We start from the raw sequence: 20,604 nt of genomic DNA, 5'->3' as shown, positions 1-20,604 counted from the left end.
GGTGAATAGGTCGCGCATTCACCGCACGGCACGCCTCAGCCCAGCGCCGCGTCCACCCGCGCAAGGTAGCGTCGCCGGGTGTCTTCGTCGATAAAACTTGCATCGAAGCTGTTGCGTGCCAGGGTGATGACTTCATCGCGTGACAGGCCCAGGGCCTCCACGGTCTGCGTGAAGTTGGCGTTGAGGTAGCCGCCGAAGTAGGCCGGGTCGTCGCTGTTGACGGTGGCGCACAGGCCGGCGTCCAGCAGTCGTTTCATCGGGTGCTCGCGCAGGTCTTTCACCACGCAGAGCTTGAGGTTGGACAGCGGACACACAGTGAGCGGCGTGCGCCGCCGTGCGAGCTCGGCCACCAGCGCGGGGTCGTCCAGGGAACGAACACCATGGTCGATGCGCTCGGCCTTGAGTTCGTTCAGCGCGCTCCAGACGTAGGCTGGAGGCCCCTCTTCGCCCGCGTGGGCGACGATGCGCAGCCCCAGTTCGCGGCAGCGTGCGAACACGCGCGAGAACTTCTCGGGCGGGTGGCCCACTTCGCTCGAATCGAGGCCCACACCGATGAAGTGCTGGCGGTACGGCAAGGCCGCCTCCAGCGTGGCGAAAGCCTCCTCCTCGCTGAGGTGGCGCAGGAAGCACAGGATGAGCCGGCTGGACATGCCCAGTTCGGCCTGCGCCCATTCGCAGGCGCGCCGCAGCCCGCCGATGACCACGCCGATGTCCACCCCGCGCGCGGTGTGGGTCTGCGGGTCGAAGAAGATCTCGGCGTGGATCACGCGGTCGGCATAGGCGCGCTGGAAGTAGGCCCAGGCCATGTCGAAGAAGTCGTCCTCCCGCAGCAGCACGCTGGCGCCGGCGTAGTAGATGTCGAGGAAGCTCTGCAGGTTGGTGAAGGCGTAGGCTTCGCGCAGGGCCTCCACGCTGGCATAGGGCAACTTCACGTGATTGCGCTGCGCCAGCGCGAAGATCAGCTCGGGCTCCAGCGAGCCTTCGATGTGGATGTGCAGTTCGGCCTTGGGCAGGTGGGCGGCGAGTTCGGCAGGGCTCAGGTCGGCGGGCTTCATGGTGGCTTCAGCAGGTTCCGAGGGCGATGCCCAGGCGTTGAAGGTAGCGGCGGTAGGCGCTGCTCACGCGGTCGGCGGGGCCGTGCACCTCGCTCACGCGCGCGGTGCGGCCGATCGGCAGCGCCTTGGGGCTTTGCGATTCCACCACGGGCCGGTCCTGCGCGAACACCGTGTCCTGGAAGTCGATCAGCGCTTCGTCACTGGACCGGTCGTTCTGCGTGGTCATAACGAACCACGCGGTGCAGGCCTCCTCGCCGTCGGGGCGGATGAAGAGCGCAATGGCGTTGCGCACCGGGTCGCCGTCGCTCGCGTCCTTGCGCAGCAGTGCGGCGTAAGGGTGTGGCACCTCGTAGGCGTAGTCGATCCAGGCGCCGCTCTCGGCCTCGGCGTAGCCGCGCGGCTGCCAGGCGCGTGCCTTGAGCACCTGCACGCCTTCGGGGCTCTCGCTCACCACGCCGCTCATCACCTGCGCGTGGCCCCGTTCGCCCAGCCAGCCCTCGTGCACGAAGCCGAAGTGGCTGAGGTCGAGAAAGTTCTCCACCAGCCGCGGCGCGCTGGTGGCCACCACGTAGGGGCCGCAGACCACGCGGCGCCAGGCGCTGTCCCCGGCTTCGGGGAAGGCCGGCGGCGCCTGCGGGAGCTCGGCGCCGGGCGTGTCCAGCCGCACCCAGACCAGCCCGTGCGCCTCGCGCGCCTCGAATGCCGTGGTGGCGTGGCCGGGGGGTGGTTGGAAGTCGGGCGAGGCCGGCACGTGGCGGCAGCGCCCGCCGGCCTCGAACTGCCAGCCGTGGTACGCGCATTCCAGCCGCGGGCCGTGCACCGTGGTGAGCACCCGCCCCAGCGACAGCCGCGCGCCCCGATGCGGGCAGCGGTCGGCCCAGGCGTGCACGGTGCCGTGGTCGCGCCACAGCACCAGCGACTCACCGAGCAGGCCCAGGGCCATCGGCGCCTCGCGCAGCATGTGCGACGCCACCACGGGATGCCAGAGTTGCCGTTCGATCATGGTGTGCATTCAAACAAAAAGGGCTGCCCTTGGGCAGCCCTTTTCAACCCAGGGCACCGCGGAACCGGCTTTGCCGGGCCGCAGGTGCCGCCCCCTTGAGGGGGTCGCGCGAAGCGCGGCGGGGGTGTCCCCTTAATTCGGGACTTTGCCTTCCACGCCCTTGACGTAGAACTTGATGCCGCCCAGGAAGGCGTCGTCGGCCTTCTGGTCCTTGGCCAGCACTTCCTTGCCGGCCTGGTCCACGATGGGGCCGGTCCAGGGGTGGAAGCTGCCGTCCTTCAGGCCGGCCTTGATGGTGTCGATCCTGGCCTTGGTCTCGGCCGGCACGTCGTCGGCGATGGAAACCATGTCGATCGCGCCTTCCTTGTGGCCCCACCACACGCCACCGGTGCTCCAGGTGCCTTCCAGCGCGTCCTTGGTGGCCTTGATGTAGTACGGGCCCCAGTTGATGACGGCCGAGCCCAGGTGGGCCTTGGGGCCGTAGGCGGTCATGTCCGAATCCCAGCCGAAGGCGCGCTTGCCGGCCTTCTCGGCCGTCTGCAGCACGGCGGAGGAGTCGGTGTTCTGGAACAGCACGTCGGCGCCGCCGTTGAGCAGGGAGGTCGCGGCCTCGGTTTCCTTCGGCGGGTCGAACCAGCCGTTCACCCAGACCACCTTGGTCTTGATCTTGGGGTTCACCGACTGCGCGCCCAGCGTGAAGCTGTTGATGTTGCGGATCACCTCGGGAATAGGGATGGAGGCCACCACGCCCAGGGTGTTGGTCTTGGTCATGGAACCCGCGATCACGCCAGCCATGTAGGCGCCTTCGTAGGTGCGGCTGTCGTAGGTGCGCAGGTTCTCGGCCGTCTTGTAGCCGGTGGCGTGCTCGAACTTCACGTCCTTGAAGTCGGCGGCGACCTTGAGCATGGGCTCCATGTAGCCGAAGGTGGTGCCGAAGATGAGCTTATTGCCGTTGGAGGCCATGTCGCGGATCACGCGCTCGGCGTCGGCGCTTTCGGGCACGCTTTCGACGAAGCTGGTGACGACCTTGTTGCCGAACTCGGCCTCCAGCGCCTTGCGGCCGTTGTCGTGCGCGAAGGTCCAGCCGCCGTCGCCCACCGGGCCGACGTAGGCAAAGGCGATCTTCAGCGGCTCGGGCGCGGCGGGGGCGGCGGCGGGGGCCGCGGGCGCCGGGGCGGGCGCGGGCGCCGCCACCTCTTCTTCCTTCTTGCCGCAGCCGATCAGCACGGCAGCGGCCAGCGCGCTCATCGCGGCGACCTTGAACAGGGAACGCTTGTGGAGGTCGGTCATGGGTGTCCTCGGGTGTCGACGGTTGGGGTGAATCGGGTGGAGAGGAGCGGCTGCAACGCTACCCCCATAGGGTATTCAATGTGACAAGCAAATTATGAACCCGGGTAGAACGGTTTTCCGATCGACGACGGCATGTTCACGCGGATCCAGGTCGGGTTGCGCGAGATGAGCACCAGCACCACGATGGTCGCCACGTAGGGCAGCATGGTCAGGAACTGGCTGGGGATCTGCAAACCGATGGCCTGCAGGTGGAACTGCAGCATGGTGACGCCGCCGAACAGGTAGGCGCCCAACAGAACGCGCGCGGGACGCCAGGTGGCGAAGGTGGTCAGCGCCAGGGCGATCCAGCCCTTGCCGGCGATCATGCCCTCCACCCACAGCGGCGTGTACACGGTGGACACGTAGGCGCCCGCCAGGCCGCACAGCGCGCCGCCGGCCATCACCGCCAGCAGGCGGATGCGGCGGACCGGGTAGCCCAGGGCGTGCGCGGATTCGGGGCTCTCGCCCACGCTGCGCAGCACCAGGCCCGCGCGCGTGCGGTACAGGAACCAGATGAGCCCGATGGCGATGGCCACGCAGCCGTAGACCATGGGGTGGTGGCGGAACAAGGCCGCGCCCAGGAAGGGGATGTCGGCCAGGCCCGGTACGGACCAGCGCACCTGCTCGGGCAGCGTGGCCTGCACATAGCCGGTGCCTGCAAAGGCCGAGAAACCCGCGCCGAACAGGCTGAGCGCCAAGCCCGTGGCGTACTGGTTGGTGTTGAGCCAGATCACCAGCACGCCGAAAACGGCCGCGAGCAGCGCGCCCGCCCCCATGCCCGCGAGGAAGCCGGCCCAGGTGCTGCCGGTGTGCACCACCGTGGCAAATCCGGCCAGCGCGGCGCAGAGCATCATGCCCTCGGCGCCCAGGTTGACGATGCCGGCCTTCTCGTTGATCAGCAGGCCCAGCGAGGCGATGGCCAGCACGGTGCCCGCGTTGAGCGTGGCGGCGATGAGCAGCGCGTAGGACTCCATCACTTGCTCCACTTGATGCGATAGGCGATGAGCGTGTCGCAGGCCAGCAGCGAGAACAGCAGCAGCCCCTGGAACACCCCGGTGATGGACTTGGGCAGGCCCAGGCGCGACTGCGCGAGCTCCCCGCCGATGTAGAACATGCTCATCAACACGGCCGAGAACACGATGCCCACCGGGTGCAGCCGCCCCACGAAGGCCACGATGATGGCCGCGAAGCCGTAGCCGGCCGGCACGTAGGGCGTAAGCTGACCGATGGGGCCGGCCACCTCGAAGGCACCGGCCATGCCCGCCGCACCACCCGACACGAGCAGCGCCACCCACAGCGCCTTGCGCGAGGAGAAGCCCGCGTAACGCGAGGCCATGGGCGCCAGGCCGCCGACGATCTGCGCGTAGCCCGACACTGTGCGGAACAGGAACAGCCACACGCCCGCCACACCCAGCAGCGCGAACAGCAGGCCGATGTTCACGCGCGAGCCGTCCATCAGGCGCGGCATCTGCGCGACGCGCTCGAAGGTCTTGGTCTGCGGAAAGTTGTAGCCGCCCGGGTCTTTCCACGGGCCGTAGACGAGGTAGTTGAGCACCTGCACCGCCACGTACACGAGCATGAGGCTCACCAGGATCTCGTTGGCGTTGAAGCGGTCGCGCAGCAGCGCGGTGATGCCGGCCCACAGCATGCCGCCCAGCGTGCCGGCCAGGATGACCGCCGGCACGATCCACAGGCCCGTGGTCTTGTCGGCCAGCAGCGCCACGCCACCGGCGAACACCGCGCCGATGATGTACTGCCCCTCGGCGCCGATGTTCCACACGTTGGAGCGGAAGCACACCGCCAGCCCCAGCGCGATGATCAGCAGCGGCGTGGCCTTCACCAGCAGCTCGGAAATGGCATAGGTGTTCTTGACGGGTTCCCAGAAAAACACCTGCAGCCCGCGCACCGGGTCCTTGCCCAGCACCTCGAACAGGCCGATGCCGATGAGCACCGTGATGGCCAGCGCCAGCAGCGGCGAGGCGTAGCCCCACAGCTTCGAGGGCTGGGGACGGACTTCAAGCCGCAGCATGCGCGGTCTCCTTCTCGTTGTTCTGCGTGGCCTCCCACAGGCCCGACATCCATTCGCCGATGCGCTCGACCGTGGCGTCGGCGCGGTCCAGGCTGGGCGACAGACGCCCCTTGGCGATTACGTGCAAACGGTCGCTGATCTCGAACAGCTCCTCCAGCTCCTCGCTCACCACCAGCACGGCGCAACCGGCGTCGCGCAGGGCCAGGATCTCGCCACGGATCTGCGCCGAGGCGCCCACGTCAACGCCCCATGTGGGCTGGCTCAGGATCAGCAGCTTCGGCTTCGCCTCGATCTCGCGGCCGACGATGAACTTCTGCAGGTTGCCGCCCGACAGCGATTTGGCTGCCGCGTCCGGGCCGTTGGCCTTGACCTGGTAGCGCGCGATGATGTCCGCCGCCTGCCGCCGCAGCGCGCCCACGCGGACCCAGCCGCCGCGGCCCACCGCGTCGCGCCGCGACAGCAGCAGGTTCTGCGCGAGCGACAGCGTGGGCACGGCGCCGCGGCCCAGGCGTTCCTCGGGCACGAAGTGCAATCCCAGCGCGCGGCGCTTCGCCGGGCCCAGGGCGGAGGCATCCCGATCGCCCAGGCGGACGCTGCCGGCGGGCGCGCGCACGTCCTCGCCCGAGAGGGCGCGCAGCAACTCGCCCTGGCCGTTGCCCGACACACCCGCGATGCCCACCACCTCGCCCGCGCGCACGGTGAGCCCCACCTCGTGCAGCGCAGTGCCGAACGGGTCGTCGCTGGCCAGGGTGAGCGCCCGCACCTGCAGCACCGGCTCACCCGCGTGCAGGGGCCGGTGCGTCAACTCGGGCGGCTCGGCGCCGATCATCAGGCGCGAGAGCGAGGCGTTGCTCTCCTCGCGCGGATCGCACACGCCGGTGACCTTGCCGCCGCGCAGCACCGTGCAGGCGGTGCACAGCTCGCGGATCTCGTGCAGCTTGTGGCTGATGTAGAGGATGCTGCAGCCCTCGGCCGCCAATTGGCGCAGCACCACGAAGAGCTTCTCCACCGCCTGCGGCGTGAGCACCGAGGTAGGCTCGTCCAGGATCAGCAGTTGCGGGTTGGTGAGCAGCGCACGGATGATCTCCACGCGCTGCATCTCGCCCACCGAGAGGGTGTGCACCGGCCGCTCGGGGTCCACGTCCAGGCCGTACTCGCCGGCCTTGGCGCGCACCTGCTCGCGCACCTGCGCCAGCGACACCGAAGCACCTGCCCCCCCCGAAGCGCCGCTGCGCGCCGCCTCCCCCCTAGGGGCAGAGCCGATCTTGGGGCGGCCCGGCGATCGGCTCTCCAACCCCAGCCACACGTTCTCCGCCACGGTAAACGAATCGAACAGGCTGAAGTGCTGGAACACCATGCTGATGCCCAGGGCGCGGGCCTCCTGCGGGTTGCGCACGTGCACGGTCTGGCCGTTGAAGCGCACCGTGCCCTCGTCGGGCTTGGCCGCGCCGTAGATGACCTTCATCAGCGTGGACTTGCCGGCGCCGTTCTCGCCCAGCACGGCGTGGATCTCGCCGGGGCGCACACGGAGCGAGACGCCGTCGTTGGCCACCACGCCGGGGTAGCGCTTGGTGATGCCGGTGAGTTCGAGTCGTAGGTTCTCAGGAGTCATAGTGAAACCTTCGCGCGGCGCGCTGCGGTGCGAGTGCCTTCGGGCGGCCGTGCGGCACTCATAGTGAAACCTTCGCGCGGTGCGCTGCGGTGCGAGTGCCTTCGGGCGGCCGTGCGGCACTCATGCGGCCTCGGCGCGGGTGGATTCGCTCGCGCGCAGCGAGGCGGCGACGGATTTGATCTGCTCGCGCAGCCAGCGCCCCGCATTGGAGGCGTGGGTGCGCTCGTGCCAGAGCTGGTAATACATCATGCGGGGGAACTTCACCGGCGGCATCAGGACGGTCACGGGCAGCGCGCCCACGTAGCGTTCGCAGTACTGGCGCCCGGTGGTCAGCACCAGCAGGCTGCCCGCCACCATGGCCGGGATCAGCCCGAAGTGCGGGCAGCGCGCCGTGATGTGGCGCGTGAGGCCTTGCGCGGCCAGGTGCTCGTCGATGACACCGCGCGCGCCCGGGTGGGTGGGCGTGGGCGCGATGTGCTCGGCGCTGAGCCAGGCCTCGGTGTCCCAGCCGCGGCGCACCGCCGGGTGGTGGCTGGCCACCAGGCTCACCACCTCGTCGCCGAACAGGCGGCCCAGGTGCAGGTCGTCCGGTGGCTGGGCCCAGTTGCCGATCACCACGTCCACCGTGCCCTGGGCGAGGTGGGTGCGGTAGTCGGCGTCGCGCGAGAGCGGGTGGATGTCGATGCTGGCGTGGGGCGCCTGCGCCTTGATCTGCGTGACCAGCGTGGGCAGGAACAGCGGGTCCAGGTAGTCGCTGGCGGCCAGGCTGAAGGTGTGGGTGGCGGTGGCGGGGTCGAAGGCGCGGGCGTCGGAGAACAGCACCTCGGCGCTGCGCAGGATGTCGGCGGCCGGCTCGATCATGCGCAACCCGGCCACGGTGGGCACCATGCCGGCGCCCGAACGCACCAGCAAGGGGTCGCCGGCCAGTTCGCGCAGGCGCTTGAGCGAGGCGCTCACCGCCGGCTGGTACATGCCCAGCTTGATCGCCGCGCGCGAGACGCTGCGCTCCGTCAGCACGGTGTGCAACACGCGGATCAGGTGCAGGTCGATGCGCTCGAACATGGGGCCGTATTTCATGACGGTGTCATCTCGTGTGGCATCGGATATCGGGCATTGGCGGCATACGCCCAAGCATATGACGTGCCGTGGTGGTATGGGTATGCTGGTCCGCATGAACGTCCACGACCGGCCCAGCCAACCCCTGACCTTCCTGCGCCGCGGCCAGCCCGTGACCCTGCCCGCCGTGCCACCCGACCGCACCCTGCTGCAGGTGCTGCGCGAGGACCTGCACTGCACCGGCACCAAGGAAGGCTGCGGCGAGGGCGATTGCGGCGCCTGCACCGTGGTGCTGGGCGAGGCCGTGGACGGGCGGCTGAAGCTGCAGGCCGTCAACGCCTGCATCAAACTGGCGCATTCGGTGCAGGGGCAGGCCGTGTTCACGGTGGAAGACCTGGGCGGCGCGCACCCGGCGCAGGAGGCCATGGTGCAGTGCCACGCCAGCCAGTGCGGCTTCTGCACCCCCGGTTTCGTCATGAGCCTGTTCGCGCTGTACGAGGACACCGGCGGCGGGCAGGGCGTGGACCACGCCCGCGCGCAGGCCGCGCTGTCGGGCAACCTGTGCCGCTGCACCGGCTACCGCCCCATCCTGGACGCCGCCGCCCGCATGGGCGAGCTGCCCTGTCCGGCCGGCGCGCGCGTGGACGAGGCCGCGGTGCTGCGCGGCCTGCGGACCCTGGGTCACCCGGCGCCCGAAGCGCCCTACCAGCGCCCCGCCACGCTCCAGGCCCTGCTCAAGACCCGCGCCGCCCACCCAGACGCCCAGGTGGTGGCCGGCACCACCGACGTGGGCCTGTGGATCACCAAGCAGCACAAGACCTACACCCGCCTGCTCGACGTGACCGGTGCGGCCGAACTGCGCCGCGTCGAGCGCTACCCGCACCACATCGCCATCGGCGCCGCCGTGAACCTGACGGACGCCTACGCCGCCCTGGTGGCGGAGCGGCCCTCGCTCGCCGCCTTCGCCCACCGCTTCGCCGGCCTGCCCGTGCGCAACGCCGGCACCCTGGGCGGCAACGTGGCCAACGGCTCGCCCATCGGCGACAGCATGCCGCTGCTGATCGCCTTGGGTGCCAGCGTGGTGCTGATGCGCTGGGACCCGGTGCGCCGCGCCGTCGCCCACCGCGAGCTGGCGCTGGAAGACCTGTACACCGGCTACCGCCAGAACGTGATGGGGCCTGACGAGTTGCTTTGCTGGATCAAGGTGCCGCGCCCCAGGCCGGGTGAATTCCTGCAGGTCGACAAAGTGAGCAAACGCTTCGAGGACGACATCTCTGCCGTCTGCCTGGCCGTGAAGCTGGGCATCGAGGGCGGCGTCGTCACGCAAGCGAGCATCGGGGCCGGCGGTGTGGCCGCCACGCCGGTGCGCGCGCGGCAGGCCGAGGCCGCCCTCATCGGCCAGCCCTGGAACGAAGACACCGTGATGGCCGCCAGCGCCGTGCTGCGCGACGAGTTCCGTCCCATCAGCGACATGCGCGCCAGCGCCGACTACCGCCGCGCGGTGCTGGGCAACCTGCTGCGCCGCCACTGGCTGGCGCACCAGGGCCAGCGCGGCCTGCGGCTGGAAACGCTCGATCTGGAGGCCCTGGCATGAACGCTCCCGACACCGCCCTGTTGCAACAAGCCGCGCCCAGCGCCGCCGGCAGCTCGCGCTTCCACGAAAGCGCCCGCGCCCAGGTGGCCGGCGCCGCCACCTACATCGACGACATCCCCGAGGTGCGCGGCACCCTGCATGCCGCGCCCGTGTGCTCGCCCGTGGCGCATGGCCGCCTGCGCGGCTTCGACACCGCCGCCGCGCTGGCCCTGCCCGGCGTGCGCGCCTTCGTCAGCGCCGCCGACGTGCCCGGCGACCCCCTGCTGGCCGCCTTCGGCCACGACGAGCCCGTGTTCGCGCAGGACACGGTGCAGTTCCTGGGCCAGGCGATGGGCCTGATCGTGGCCGACGACGCCATGACCGCGCGCCGCGCCGCGCGCCTCGTCAAGCCCCGCATCGACCCCCTGCACCCCGTGCTCACCGTGCACGAGGCGCACGAGCGCCAGAGCTACGTGTTGCCCCCCGTGCACGTGGCCCGTGGCGATGCCGCCGCCGCGCTGGCGCGCGCCCCACACACCCTGGACGGCGAGTTCGAGGTCGGCGGCCAGGAACATTTCTACCTGGAAGGCCAGATTGCCTACGCCCTGCCTCTGGAGCAGGGCCAATGGTGGATCCACAGCAGCACCCAGCACCCCGGCGAGGTGCAGCACTGGGTCGCGCACGCGCTGGGTATCCCCAACCACGCGGTCACCGTGGAATGCCGGCGCATGGGCGGTGGTTTCGGCGGCAAGGAAACGCAGGCCGGCCACCTCGCCGTGTGGGCCGCATTGGCCGCGCGCAAGACCGGGCAGCCCGTGAAGCTGCGCCTGGACCGCGACGACGACTTCATGCTCACCGGCAAGCGCCACCCCTTTGCCTACCGCTACCGCGTGGGCTTCGACGACAGCGGCCGCCTTAGCGGCTTGCGCATCGTCATGCTGGGCAACTGCGGCTTCAGCGCCGACCTCTCCGGCCCTGTGGCCGACCGCGCCATCTTCCACTGCGACAACGCCTACTTTCTGGAAGACGTCGCCATTGATTCCTTCCGCTGCAAGACCAACACGCAAAGCCACACCGCCTTTCGCGGCTTCGGCGGGCCGCAGGGCGTCATCGCCATCGAACGCATCCTGAGCGACATCGCCCGCCACCTGGGGCTGGATCCCTTGCAGGTGCGGCTGCGCAACGTCTACGGCGTGGGCGAGCGCGACCGGACGCACTACGACATGCAGGTGGAGGACAACATCCTCGAGCCGCTCATGGCCACGCTGGCGCGCACCTCGCGCTATGAAGAACGCCGCACCGCCATCGACGCCTTCAACGCCAGGAGCCCGGTCATCAAGAAGGGCATTGCCCTCACGCCGGTGAAGTTCGGCATCAGCTTCACCGCCACCCTGTTCAACCAGGCCGGCGCCCTGGTGCACGTCTACACCGACGGCAGCGTGCTGGTGAACCACGGCGGCACCGAGATGGGCCAGGGCCTGAACACCAAGGTCGCGCAGATCGTGGCCGACGAACTCGGCGTGCCCTTCGAGCGCGTGATCGCCACCGCGGCCGACACCAGCAAGGTGCCCAACGCCAGCGCCACCGCCGCCAGCAGCGGCACCGACCTCAACGGCCGCGCCGCGCAGTTCGCCGCGCGCCACGTGCGCGACAACCTGGCCGCCTTCGTCGCCGGCCTGGACGGCTGCGGTGCGGGCGCGGTGCGCTTTCTTGGGGGCGAAGTCATCACGCCCAGAAGCACGCGCCGCTTCGAGGACGTGGTGCACGCCGCCTACGCCAACCGCATCCAGTTGTGGAGCGACGGCTTCTACCGCACGCCCAAGATCCACTACGACAAGGTGACGATGAAGGGCCGGCCCTTCTACTACTTCGCCTATGGCGCGGCCGTCAGCGAAGTCGCCATCGACACGCTCACCGGCGAGAGCCGCGTGCTGGCCGTGGACATCCTGCACGACGTGGGCCACAGCATCAACCCGGCCATCGACATCGGACAGATCGAGGGCGGCTTCATCCAGGGCATGGGCTGGCTCACCACCGAGCAACTGGTTTGGAGCGACAAGGGCCAGCTGCAGACCCACGCGCCCAGCACCTACAAGATCCCCACGGCCGGCGACCTGCCGCCGCACTGGAACATCGAGCTGTGGCCCGAGGCCAACCGCGAGGACAACGTGCACGGCAGCAAGGCCGTGGGCGAGCCGCCCTTCATGCTGGCGATCAGCGTGTATGAGGCACTGCGCGACGCGGTGGCGCGGGCGCAGGGCGACCCCGAGGCGATGCATGCGCCGGCGACGGCGGAAGAGGTGTTGCGGGCGCTGGGCGGGTAAGCAACGTCAGCACAAGGCATGATCCAACATCCGCCCCCACACACCGGGCGGTTTGAACGGAGGGGTCATGGTTGGTCGCTACGCAGTCGACGGCTCGGAAGGGGAATACGAGCCAGGTTCCGGCGAGCAGGTCCTGCGCAACCTCGTCGGCATTGCGTCGCCAGCCGACATGGATGACCTTGAGCTGGAACTGCTGAACCAGCTCTATCAAGATGTGTTGGTCGACCAGCTGCCCGACCGCACCATCACGACGGATGACCTGATGACATGGCACCGGCGGTGGTTGGGAAACGTTTATGCATGGGCGGGGCAGGTACGTCAGGTCACCATGAGCAAGGATGGCTTCCCTTTTGCGGCCGTTCCTCAGATTCCGCGCCTGCTGGCCGAGTACGAACGCGACCACTTGACGCGGTGGACGCCATGCAGCCGCCTGTCAACCAACGAATTGATCGAAGCCATCGCCATCACGCACGTGGAGTTCATCCTGATCCACCCGTTTCGCGAAGGCAACGGACGGCTGTCGCGCCTGCTGGCGGATGTGATGGCCGTGCAGGCAGGAAACGACCCGCTGGACTACCGCGGATGGACGCACGCAAGCCAGCGTACGTTGGCGCCATCCATGCGGGATTCAATGGCAACTACCAGCCGATGAGGGACTTTGTGGCGGAGGCCCTGGGCGAAAGCCCGAAGGGTGTCAGCGTGCCAGAGTGATGTGCGAGAACCGCCGCGAAGGCTGTCGCAACTTGGATTCCAGCTCAGCGACACTTTGCCCCGTCTCGATGGCCGTCGAGCTGGCCACGGAACGACGCACAGCCTCCGCACTGGGCTTGCGGCGGGGCGCTTGGCCAAGGACTGGTTTGTCGGGCTTGGAGGGCATTGGAGCAGTGTAGCGGCTGAGCGTACGGCGTGGAGCAAGCTCGCAATTCAGCGGTGCTTGTCCCCGTAGCGCGGCGTGGGCTCGGCGATCAGCACCTCAGCCGGAATGCCCAGAGCCTGGTGCAGCCTTCGGATCATCGGCAGAGTCAGCGGCCTCTTGTGCGCGAAAACTTCGTACACCCTGTTGCTGCGCCCGATCAGGGGCTCCAGATCCTTCACGGTCAACCCGGCTTGCTCCATTCGAAAGCGGATCGCCTCCACCGGATCCGGCGGCAACACCGGGTAGTGCTTGCGCTCGTGCGCCTCGATGAGCGTGAGCAGCGCCTCGAAGTGCGCGCCTTCCTCGCTGTCCGGATCGGGCTCCTCGGCGGCATCGAAGAACGCCTCGGCCCGCTTGAGCGCCGCGCGGTAGTCCGCCTCCGTGCGGATGGGGTTCAGGGCCAGCTTGGTCTTGCTCATGGATCGATCTCCACCGTGTTGACGTCGATCGCGTCGTACTGGGCATGCGTGCCCACGAACTTCACATACACCGCCTGAAATCGGTACGCCACCGTGACGATCAAGCGGTAGTCGTTGCCCTTGATGTTGAACACCACGCGCCGGTTCCTGAGCACGCTCGCGCTGCGAAACCGGGCCTTGATGTCGGCCGGCTGCTGCCAGTTCGCGGCCTGCGCTTCCTCCAGCCAGGCTTTCAGAGCCTGCTCCGCATCGCGGTGCTCCGCCTTCTCCCAGAAATTCTTCAGTGTCGAGATGGCGATGACGCGCATGGTGCGGAGTTTAGTCCCAAATTGGGACTATCGCAAAACTTCCCTGACTGCCTTGGGCCGTCATCAGCGTCCTCAGCGCCCTTGGCACAATGCCCGGTCCATGAGACCTTTCCTCCCCGACTGGGCCCACCCCTGGGTCGAAGCCATCTCCATCGCGCTGCAGATCGTCCTGATCATCCTGTTCGCGATGCTGCTGCGCTCGCTGCTGCACCGCTTCATCAACCGCCTCTCGGTCGAAAAGAACCTGCCGCTGGACTTCACCGTGGGCAGCAAGCGCCTCGTCACGCTGCTGCTGAGCGGCGCGGCCCTGCTGTGGATCCTGGACCGCATGGGCGTGTCGGCCGGCGTCATCTGGGCCGGCTTCACCGGCTTCGTCACGGTGGGCGCCATCGCCTTCTTCGCCGCCTGGAGCGTGCTCTCCAACATCTTCTGCTCGGTGCTGATCTTCACCACGCGCCCCTTCGGCCTGCACGACCACATCGAACTGCTGGAAGGGGGCGACAAGCCCGGCCTGGCCGGCGAGGTGCTCGACATCAACCTCGTCTACACCACACTCAAGGAAGACCCGGTGGACGGCAAGGAGCCCACGCACCTGCGCATCCCCAACAGCCTGTTCTTCCAGCGCACCACGCGCCTGCGCAAGAGCCAGCTGCCCGTGCTGGGTTCGTTGCTGGACTGATCGCCCAGTCGGCCGCCCCGTAAAGGGCGTTACCGAGTTGTTTCGATTGCCCGGCCCGAGACACCTGCGGTTACAGGCACGCCCCACCTGCAGACTAGATTTCGCTCACCGACAAACCAGGAGTGAGCGCATGGACAAGTCAATGATCAAAGGCATGGCCCTCGGCGGCCTGGCGATGGTGGTGCTGGGTGCCGGCGCCGTGGGCGGCTACCAGACCCTGGCCAAGCCCAAGGAGGCCCAGGTGCTGTCCGTCAAGGAAGTGATGACCACCGTGAGCACGCCGCGCGAGGTGTGCGAGAACGTGGCCGTGCAGCGGCAGGCGCCCGTGAAGGACGAGCACCGCATCGCCGGCACCGTGGTCGGCGGCCTGGCCGGCGGCCTGCTGGGCAGCACCATCGGCAAGGGCTCGGGCAAGACGGTGGCGACCGTGGCCGGCGCCGCGGCCGGCGGCTACGCGGGCAACCAGGTGCAGAAGAACATGCAGAAGAACGACACCGTGACCACCACGGAGCGCCGCTGCCGCACGGTGAACGAGAAATCGCAGAAGCTCTCCGGCTACGACGTGACCTACCGCCTCGACGGCCAGGACGCCACGGTGCGCACCTCGTTCAAGCCCGGCGCCACGCTGCCGGTGAAAGACGGCAAGGTCGACACGACGGCACCGTCCGGTGCCTGAGGGACCTCAGCGCATCGAGTGCAGGCCGATCATGTTGCCCTCGGTGTCGTTGACCAGGGCAATGAAGCCGTACTCGCCGATGGACATCTTCTCCTTGAAGACCGCGCCGCCGTTTGACGCGGCGCGCGCGGCCTCGACCGCGCAGTCGTCGCAGGCGAAGTACACGATCGTGCTGTTGCCGCCCGAAGGCATGCCTTCCATCTTCACCAGCGCGCCGGGCGCGCCGTAGCTTTCCATGGACGACGGAAAGGCCCACATCTCCATGCCCGAGGGGTCTTTCGGGTCGGGGTTGCCCAGTGGCGCCAGCTTGCCCTGGAACACCGTTTCGTAGAAGGCTTTCGCTCGGGGCACGTCCTGCACGTAGATCTCGAACCAGCCGATGGGATTGGTCTTCATGGCAGTCTCCTGGGCAATCGATGGGTGAATGGCCCGCCACTATGCCCCCGCGGGCCTGCGTCGTACACTCCCCCTTGCTCCGGGGTGCACCGGCCTGCAAAGGCCGGCGCTGAGATGGCTGAAGGCCGAACCCGTGAACTTGATCCGGCTAGTACCGGCGAAAGAAGAGCGCATGCCGAGGTGAACGGCATGCCGGGCCCTCCGCCCCGTGGCGGTTCCGGGCACCCGGCATGAATCCACCAAGGCGGTCCTCCGGAGCAAGCCCCTTTGTGTGATGGCTTGCCCTACAGGAGACCGCCCATGAACGCCCCCGACAAGTTCGCCCCGCTGCTCACGCTCACGCGCGAGCCCTTCCCCGCTTCCACCAAAGTGTTCGTGCCGGGCGCGCTGCCCGGCGTGAGCGTGCCCATGCGCGAGATCGCGCTCACCAACGGCGAGCGCGTGACGGTGTACGACACCTCCGGCCCCTACACCGACCCCACGGTCGCCATCGACGTGAAGAAGGGCCTGGCCCCGGTGCGCGCGGCCTGGATCGAGGCGCGCGGCGACACCGAGACCTACGCGGGCCGCGAGCGCCAGGCATTGGACGACGGCGCGAAGCACGAAGCGCGCGAGGCGGAACGCATCGACGCGCTGCGCCGCGACGCCGCCGCGCTGCAGCGCACGCCGCGCCGCGCCAGGCCGGGGGCCAACGTCACGCAGATGCACTACGCGCGCCAGGGCATCGTCACGCCCGAGATGGAGTACATCGCCATCCGCGAGAACGGCAAGCGCGAGTGGATGCGCGAATACCTGGGCGACGCCGAGCGCGAGGCCCGCCTGCGCGGCAACCCCATGGGCGCACGCATCCCCGAGGTCATCACGCCGGAGTTCGTGCGCGACGAGGTGGCGCGCGGGCGCGCCATCATCCCGGCCAACATCAACCACCCCGAGCTCGAGCCGATGATCATCGGCCGCAACTTCCTCGTGAAGATCAACGCCAACATCGGCAACTCGGCCGTCACCTCCAGCATCGAGGAAGAGGTGGAAAAAATGGTGTGGGCCATCCGCTGGGGCGGCGACACGGTGATGGACCTGTCCACCGGCAAGAACATCCACGCCACGCGCGAGTGGATCCTGCGCAACTCGCCCGTGCCCATCGGCACCGTGCCCATCTACCAGGCGCTGGAGAAGGTGGGCGGCGTGGCCGAAGAGCTCACCTGGGAGATCTTCCGCGACACGCTGATCGAGCAGGCCGAGCAGGGCGTCGACTACTTCACCATCCACGCGGGCGTGCGCCTGCCGTTCATCCCCCTGACGACGAAGCGGCGCACCGGCATCGTCTCGCGCGGCGGCAGCATCCTCGCCAAGTGGTGCCTCGCCCATCACAAGGAGAACTTCCTCTACACGCACTTCGAGGAGATCTGCGAGATCATGAAGGCGTACGACGTGAGCTTCTCGCTCGGCGACGGCCTGCGCCCCGGCAGCGTCGCCGACGCGAACGACGAGGCCCAGTTCGCCGAGCTGCGCACCCTGGGCGAGCTGACGCAGATCGCCTGGAAGCACGATGTGCAGACCATGATCGAAGGCCCCGGCCATGTGCCCATGCACCTGATCCAGGCCAACATGGACGAGCAGTTGAAGCACTGCCACGAAGCGCCGTTCTACACCCTGGGCCCGCTCACCACCGACATCGCGCCCGGCTACGACCACATCACCTCCGCCATCGGCGCGGCCATGATCGGCTGGTTCGGCACGGCCATGCTGTGTTACGTGACGCCCAAGGAACACCTGGGCCTGCCCGACCGCGACGACGTGAAGCAGGGCGTCATCGCCTACAAGATCGCCGCGCACGCGGCCGACCTCGCCAAGGGCCACCCCGGCGCCCGCGCGCGCGACGACGCCATGAGCAAGGCGCGCTTCGAGTTCCGCTGGCGCGACCAGTTCGCGCTCGGCCTGGACCCGGACACCGCCGAGGCCTACCACGACGAGACCCTGCCCAAGGACTCCTCGAAGGAAGCGCACTTCTGCAGCATGTGCGGCCCCAAGTTCTGCTCGATGAAGATCACGCAGGACGTGCGCGACTACGCCGAGCAGAAAGGCCTGGCCGAGGCCGAGGCGCTGCAGCAGGGCATGGCCGAGAAGTCGGCGCAGTTCAAGGCGGCGGGCGGCGAGTTCTACGTGCCGGTCGACGCGTTGAAGAAGGCTTGAGCGTGGCACGCATCGGCATCGCGGGCGCGGGTGTGCTGGGTCGGCTGCTGGCCTGGTGGCTGGCGCGCGATGGGCACGACGTGACCGTGTTCGACCCGGCCGACGGCCCGCTGCCGCCCGTGCAGGGCCGCGTGGCGCCCGCGCTGGGTCGGCCCCACGCCGCGGGCTTCACGGCCGCGGGCATGCTCAGCCCGCTGGCCGAACTGGACGGCGCCGAGCCCGCCGTGGCCCGCCTGGGCTGGCGCTCGTTGCCGCTGTGGCGCGCCATCGGCCAGCGCCTGCGCGAAGGCGGCGCCCCCGAGCTGGTGCGCACCGAGGGCAGCCTGCTGCTGGCGCACGGCAGCGACCGCGGCAGCGCGCAGCGCACGCTCGCGCGCCTGAGCGCCGTGGCCGAAGCGCCCGCGCCGCAACCGCTGGATGCCGCCGCGCTGCGCGAACTGGAGCCCGCGCTGGCCCCCGGCCTGCTGGCCTGGCTGCTGCCCGGCGAAGGCCAACTGCTGCCGCGCGAGTCCTTGCAGGCCCTGGCCGAACAGGCCGACGGCGTGCGCTGGCGCTGGGACACGCGGGTGGAGGCGGTGCACCCGGGCCGCCTGCAACTGGCCGACGGCAGCGGCTTCGCGGCGGACCTCGCCATCGACACGCGCGGCCTGGGCGCGCGGCCTGAGGTGCCGCTGCGCGGCGTGCGCGGCGAGGTGGTGTGGCTGCACGCGCCCGGTGTGCGCCTGCAGCGGCCCGTGCGCCTGCTGCACCCGCGCCACCGCGTGTACCTGGTGCCGCGCCCGGGCGAGCGCATCGTGATCGGCGCCAGCGAGATCGAGAGCGAGGACCGCTCGCCCGTGAGCCTGCGCAGCGCGCTGGAGCTGATGTCGGCCGCGCACAGCGTGTTGCCGGAACTGGCCGAGGCGCGCATCGATCACCTGGAAACCAACCTGCGCCCCGCGTGCGCCGACCACCTGCCCTGCGTCGAACACGCGCCGGGCCTGCTGCGCATCAATGGCCTGTTCCGCCACGGCTGGATGATCGCGCCCGCGCTGGTGCAGGACGCCCTGGCCGCCGCGGGCTGGGCGCGCAACGGAGAATCCCCGCCATGACAGAGCCCACCCCCACCGTTCGCCTGAATGGCCGCGAAACGCCCTGCCCACCCGGCACCACGCTGCAGGCCCTGCTGGAGCGCGAAGGCCTGCGGCCCGAGCGCGTGGCCACCGCGCTCAACGCGCGCTTCGTGCCGCGCGCGGCGCGCGCCGACACCGTCTTGCAAGCCGGCGACGACGTCAGCACTTTCGAGGCCATCGTCGGAGGTTGAACATGAACACCCATGACACGAACGCTTCGACCACCCCGAGCTGGACAGCCTATGGCGAGACCCTCAGCTCGCGCCTGATGCTGGGCACGGCGGGCTACCCCTCGCCAACCGTGCTGCGTGACGCCATCACCGCCAGCGGCGCGGGCGTGGTCACCGTGGGCCTGCGCCGCATGGTCGCGGGCGATGGCGGCGACAACGCCTTCCTGAACGAGCTGCTGCCGCCGCTGCGCGCGCGCGGCATGCGCCTGCTGCCCAACACCGCCGGCTGCCGCAGCGCGCGCGAGGCCGTGGCCCTGGCGCACATGGCGCGCGAGCTGATGGACACGCACTGGATCAAGCTGGAGGTGGTGGGCGACGAGCACACCCTGCAGCCCGACCCCTGGGGCACGGTGGAGGCCGCCGCCGAACTCGTGAAGGCCGGCTTCGCCGTGTTCCCCTACTGCACCGACGACCTCGTCACCTGCCAACGCCTGCTCGACGCCGGCTGCGAGCTGCTGATGCCCTGGGGGGCGCCCATCGGCTCGGGCCAGGGCCTGCTCAACCCCTGGGCGCTGCGCACGCTGCGCGCACGGCTGCCGCAGGTGCCGCTGGTGGTGGACGCCGGCATCGGCGCGCCTTCGCACGCCGCGCTGGCGCTGGAGCTCGGCTTCGACGCCGTGCTGCTCAACTCGGCCGTGGCGCACGCGCGCGATCCCGTGGCCATGGCGCGCGCCTTCGCCGACGCCGTGCGCGCGGGTCGCCTGGCCTTCGAAGCCGGCGTGATGGCGCCGCAGGACATGGCGGTCGCCAGCACCCCCGTGTCGGGAAGGCCTATGCTGCTCGGATGACTGAGATGACGGACACCCCATTCACCGAATCCACCCTCGACGTGTCCCTGCGGCTCGACGCCACCGAAGCCGCGCGGCGCCTGGGCCGCCAGCCCGGCTCGCTGTCCGTGCCCGAACTCGCGCGCGCGCTGCGCGACCTCGGCGCGGCGGCCGTGGTGATCACCGGCAACCCGCACGACTGGCTGGACACGCCACAGGCCACGGGTTGGCTCACGCGGCCGCGCACCGGGCCGGCCGACCACGCCGAGCGCTTCGAGCGCGCGCGGCGCGCGGGCTGGGTGGCGGCCGATGCGGCCGTGCTCGCGCGCCTGCCCGACGGCGCGGGCGCGCTCGACCTGCCCGTGCTGTCGGTGGACGACCAGCCCCTGCCCTGGGTGGCGCCGCTCGGCGTGCCGCGCACCTGGGGCGTCTACGCCATCGTCGACAGCGCCGCGCGCGTGCGCGCCTGCGCCGAGGCCGGCGTGGAGCTGGTGCAACTGCGCATCAAGGCGCGGCGCGACGACCCGTCCGTGGCGCAGGACATCCGCGCCGCGCTGGACGCCGCGCGCGCGGTGCCCGGCACCACGCTGGTGGTGAACGACCACTGGCGCACGGCGCTCAACCTGAATGCGCCCGCGCTGCACCTGGGCCAGGAGGACTGGCTCGCCCTGCGCCCCACCGAGCGCACCACCATCGCCGCCGCGCAGGCGCGCGGTCTCCAACTGGGCATGAGCTCGCACAGCCTCTGGGAACTGTGCCGCGCGCGCGGTGCCGGGGCCGACCTGATCGCCTGCGGCCCGGTGTGGCCCACCACCACCAAGGACATGCCCTGGCACGCGCAGGGCCTGGACAACCTCGCCTGGTGGGTGCGCCTGGCGGGCCGTCCCGTGATCGCCATTGGCGGCGTGCTGGAACCCGAGCAACTCGCGC

Annotated in this window: 20 protein-coding genes and 1 riboswitch; of the genes, 10 read left to right on the top strand and 10 right to left on the bottom strand. The window is 69.7% G+C overall.

What is annotated here, in order from left to right:
• Window positions 1-35: 35 nt before the first annotated feature.
• From GTO19_RS11675 to GTO19_RS11645, 7 genes are all read right to left on the bottom strand, one after another.
• Window positions 36-1,055, bottom strand: a complete 1,020-nt coding sequence (locus GTO19_RS11675; protein ID WP_291021063.1) for an adenosine deaminase — start codon at window positions 1,053-1,055, stop codon at window positions 36-38.
• Between the two features lie 7 nt (window positions 1,056-1,062).
• Window positions 1,063-2,058 (bottom strand): aromatic ring-hydroxylating dioxygenase subunit alpha, encoded by a 996-nt coding sequence (locus GTO19_RS11670; protein ID WP_291021062.1) that lies wholly within the window; start codon window positions 2,056-2,058, stop codon window positions 1,063-1,065.
• A gap of 132 nt (window positions 2,059-2,190) precedes the next feature.
• Complete coding sequence (locus GTO19_RS11665; RefSeq protein WP_291021061.1) at window positions 2,191-3,348, bottom strand: BMP family ABC transporter substrate-binding protein; 1,158 nt, start codon at window positions 3,346-3,348, stop codon at window positions 2,191-2,193.
• Between the two features lie 92 nt (window positions 3,349-3,440).
• On the bottom strand, window positions 3,441-4,361 hold the full coding sequence (locus GTO19_RS11660) for an ABC transporter permease (RefSeq protein ID WP_291021060.1): 921 nt from the start codon (window positions 4,359-4,361) through the stop codon (window positions 3,441-3,443).
• Entirely contained in the window at window positions 4,361-5,416 is a 1,056-nt protein-coding gene (locus GTO19_RS11655; protein WP_291021059.1) for an ABC transporter permease, read from the bottom strand. The genes GTO19_RS11660 and GTO19_RS11655 overlap by 1 nt, the downstream gene beginning before the upstream one ends.
• Window positions 5,403-7,028: an ABC transporter ATP-binding protein gene (locus GTO19_RS11650; protein WP_291021058.1), complete on the bottom strand. Its 1,626-nt coding sequence runs from the start codon at window positions 7,026-7,028 to the stop codon at window positions 5,403-5,405. The genes GTO19_RS11655 and GTO19_RS11650 overlap by 14 nt, the downstream gene beginning before the upstream one ends.
• A 120-nt stretch (window positions 7,029-7,148) precedes the next feature.
• Entirely contained in the window at window positions 7,149-8,105 is a 957-nt protein-coding gene (locus tag GTO19_RS11645) for a LysR family transcriptional regulator (protein ID WP_291021057.1), read from the bottom strand.
• A gap of 94 nt (window positions 8,106-8,199) precedes the next feature.
• Between GTO19_RS11645 and xdhA the strand changes: the two genes are divergently transcribed.
• From xdhA to GTO19_RS11630, 3 genes are all read left to right on the top strand, one after another.
• Window positions 8,200-9,678 carry a xanthine dehydrogenase small subunit gene (gene xdhA, locus GTO19_RS11640; RefSeq protein ID WP_291021056.1) on the top strand — a complete coding sequence of 493 codons (1,479 nt, stop codon included), beginning with the start codon at window positions 8,200-8,202 and terminating at the stop codon, window positions 9,676-9,678.
• The gene (gene xdhB, locus GTO19_RS11635) at window positions 9,675-11,981 is read left to right on the top strand and encodes a xanthine dehydrogenase molybdopterin binding subunit (protein ID WP_291021055.1); all 2,307 of its coding nucleotides are present in this window, start codon (window positions 9,675-9,677) and stop codon (window positions 11,979-11,981) included. Before xdhA ends, xdhB begins: the two co-directional genes overlap by 4 nt.
• A gap of 67 nt (window positions 11,982-12,048) precedes the next feature.
• The gene (locus GTO19_RS11630) at window positions 12,049-12,633 is read left to right on the top strand and encodes a Fic family protein (protein WP_291021054.1); all 585 of its coding nucleotides are present in this window, start codon (window positions 12,049-12,051) and stop codon (window positions 12,631-12,633) included.
• A 272-nt stretch (window positions 12,634-12,905) separates the two neighbouring features.
• Here GTO19_RS11630 and GTO19_RS11625 read toward each other — a convergent pair whose 3' ends face one another.
• Together GTO19_RS11625 and GTO19_RS11620 are read right to left on the bottom strand one after the other, a co-directional pair.
• On the bottom strand, window positions 12,906-13,301 hold the full coding sequence (locus tag GTO19_RS11625) for a transcriptional regulator (RefSeq protein ID WP_363302965.1): 396 nt from the start codon (window positions 13,299-13,301) through the stop codon (window positions 12,906-12,908).
• A gap of 11 nt (window positions 13,302-13,312) precedes the next feature.
• Window positions 13,313-13,624, bottom strand: a complete 312-nt coding sequence (locus GTO19_RS11620; protein WP_291021052.1) for a type II toxin-antitoxin system HigB family toxin — start codon at window positions 13,622-13,624, stop codon at window positions 13,313-13,315.
• Between the two features lie 100 nt (window positions 13,625-13,724).
• Here GTO19_RS11620 and GTO19_RS11615 point away from each other — a divergent pair, with 100 nt between their 5' ends.
• Together GTO19_RS11615 and GTO19_RS11610 are read left to right on the top strand one after the other, a co-directional pair.
• On the top strand, window positions 13,725-14,303 hold the full coding sequence (locus tag GTO19_RS11615) for a mechanosensitive ion channel family protein (RefSeq protein WP_291021051.1): 579 nt from the start codon (window positions 13,725-13,727) through the stop codon (window positions 14,301-14,303).
• 130 nt (window positions 14,304-14,433) lie between these two features.
• Complete coding sequence (locus GTO19_RS11610) at window positions 14,434-14,979, top strand: glycine zipper 2TM domain-containing protein (protein ID WP_291021050.1); 546 nt, start codon at window positions 14,434-14,436, stop codon at window positions 14,977-14,979.
• A 6-nt stretch (window positions 14,980-14,985) separates the two neighbouring features.
• Here the strand turns inward: GTO19_RS11610 and GTO19_RS11605 are convergent, their stop codons facing one another.
• A complete protein-coding gene (locus tag GTO19_RS11605; protein ID WP_291021049.1) occupies window positions 14,986-15,375 on the bottom strand; it encodes a VOC family protein in 390 nt (129 codons plus the stop codon).
• A gap of 70 nt (window positions 15,376-15,445) precedes the next feature.
• Window positions 15,446-15,558, top strand: a riboswitch (TPP riboswitch).
• Window positions 15,559-15,675: 117 nt separating this feature from the next.
• Here GTO19_RS11605 and thiC point away from each other — a divergent pair.
• The 5 genes from thiC to GTO19_RS11580 form a co-directional block, all read left to right on the top strand.
• Entirely contained in the window at window positions 15,676-17,565 is a 1,890-nt protein-coding gene (gene thiC, locus GTO19_RS11600; RefSeq protein ID WP_291021048.1) for a phosphomethylpyrimidine synthase ThiC, read from the top strand.
• A gap of 2 nt (window positions 17,566-17,567) precedes the next feature.
• A complete protein-coding gene (locus tag GTO19_RS11595; RefSeq protein WP_291021047.1) occupies window positions 17,568-18,656 on the top strand; it encodes an FAD-dependent oxidoreductase in 1,089 nt (362 codons plus the stop codon).
• Complete coding sequence (gene thiS / locus GTO19_RS11590) at window positions 18,653-18,868, top strand: sulfur carrier protein ThiS (protein WP_291021046.1); 216 nt, start codon at window positions 18,653-18,655, stop codon at window positions 18,866-18,868. The genes GTO19_RS11595 and thiS overlap by 4 nt, the downstream gene beginning before the upstream one ends.
• Window positions 18,869-18,870: 2 nt before the next feature.
• Window positions 18,871-19,695 carry a thiazole synthase gene (locus GTO19_RS11585; protein ID WP_291021045.1) on the top strand — a complete coding sequence of 275 codons (825 nt, stop codon included), beginning with the start codon at window positions 18,871-18,873 and terminating at the stop codon, window positions 19,693-19,695.
• Between the two features lie 5 nt (window positions 19,696-19,700).
• A partial coding sequence (locus GTO19_RS11580; RefSeq protein WP_291021044.1) for a thiamine phosphate synthase occupies window positions 19,701-20,604 on the top strand: 904 nt, incomplete at its 3' end.

This window comes from Hydrogenophaga sp. (genome assembly GCF_011772445.1).
Lineage (GTDB): Bacteria > Pseudomonadota > Gammaproteobacteria > Burkholderiales > Burkholderiaceae_C > Hydrogenophaga.
The sequence above is the reverse complement of the archived record's forward strand: the minus strand, read 5'-3'. Positions and strand labels throughout refer to the sequence as shown.

Excerpts from the sequence above, each read along its gene's own strand:
- GTO19_RS11610 (WP_291021050.1), top strand. The coding sequence starts at position 14,434 with ATGGACAAGTCAATGATCAAAGGCATGGCCCTCGGCGGCCTGGCGATG.
- GTO19_RS11605 (WP_291021049.1), bottom strand. The coding sequence starts at position 15,375 with ATGAAGACCAATCCCATCGGCTGGTTCGAGATCTACGTGCAGGACGTG.
- GTO19_RS11630 (WP_291021054.1), top strand. The coding sequence starts at position 12,049 with ATGGTTGGTCGCTACGCAGTCGACGGCTCGGAAGGGGAATACGAGCCA.
- GTO19_RS11670 (WP_291021062.1), bottom strand. The coding sequence starts at position 2,058 with ATGATCGAACGGCAACTCTGGCATCCCGTGGTGGCGTCGCACATGCTG.
- GTO19_RS11650 (WP_291021058.1), bottom strand. The coding sequence starts at position 7,028 with ATGACTCCTGAGAACCTACGACTCGAACTCACCGGCATCACCAAGCGC.
- thiS (WP_291021046.1), top strand. The coding sequence starts at position 18,653 with ATGACAGAGCCCACCCCCACCGTTCGCCTGAATGGCCGCGAAACGCCC.
- GTO19_RS11660 (WP_291021060.1), bottom strand. The coding sequence starts at position 4,361 with ATGGAGTCCTACGCGCTGCTCATCGCCGCCACGCTCAACGCGGGCACC.
- GTO19_RS11665 (WP_291021061.1), bottom strand. The coding sequence starts at position 3,348 with ATGACCGACCTCCACAAGCGTTCCCTGTTCAAGGTCGCCGCGATGAGC.
- GTO19_RS11645 (WP_291021057.1), bottom strand. The coding sequence starts at position 8,105 with ATGAAATACGGCCCCATGTTCGAGCGCATCGACCTGCACCTGATCCGC.
- xdhA (WP_291021056.1), top strand. The coding sequence starts at position 8,200 with ATGAACGTCCACGACCGGCCCAGCCAACCCCTGACCTTCCTGCGCCGC.
- xdhB (WP_291021055.1), top strand. The coding sequence starts at position 9,675 with ATGAACGCTCCCGACACCGCCCTGTTGCAACAAGCCGCGCCCAGCGCC.
- GTO19_RS11615 (WP_291021051.1), top strand. The coding sequence starts at position 13,725 with ATGAGACCTTTCCTCCCCGACTGGGCCCACCCCTGGGTCGAAGCCATC.
- GTO19_RS11675 (WP_291021063.1), bottom strand. The coding sequence starts at position 1,055 with ATGAAGCCCGCCGACCTGAGCCCTGCCGAACTCGCCGCCCACCTGCCC.
- GTO19_RS11620 (WP_291021052.1), bottom strand. The coding sequence starts at position 13,624 with ATGCGCGTCATCGCCATCTCGACACTGAAGAATTTCTGGGAGAAGGCG.
- thiC (WP_291021048.1), top strand. The coding sequence starts at position 15,676 with ATGAACGCCCCCGACAAGTTCGCCCCGCTGCTCACGCTCACGCGCGAG.
- GTO19_RS11585 (WP_291021045.1), top strand. The coding sequence starts at position 18,871 with ATGAACACCCATGACACGAACGCTTCGACCACCCCGAGCTGGACAGCC.
- GTO19_RS11655 (WP_291021059.1), bottom strand. The coding sequence starts at position 5,416 with ATGCTGCGGCTTGAAGTCCGTCCCCAGCCCTCGAAGCTGTGGGGCTAC.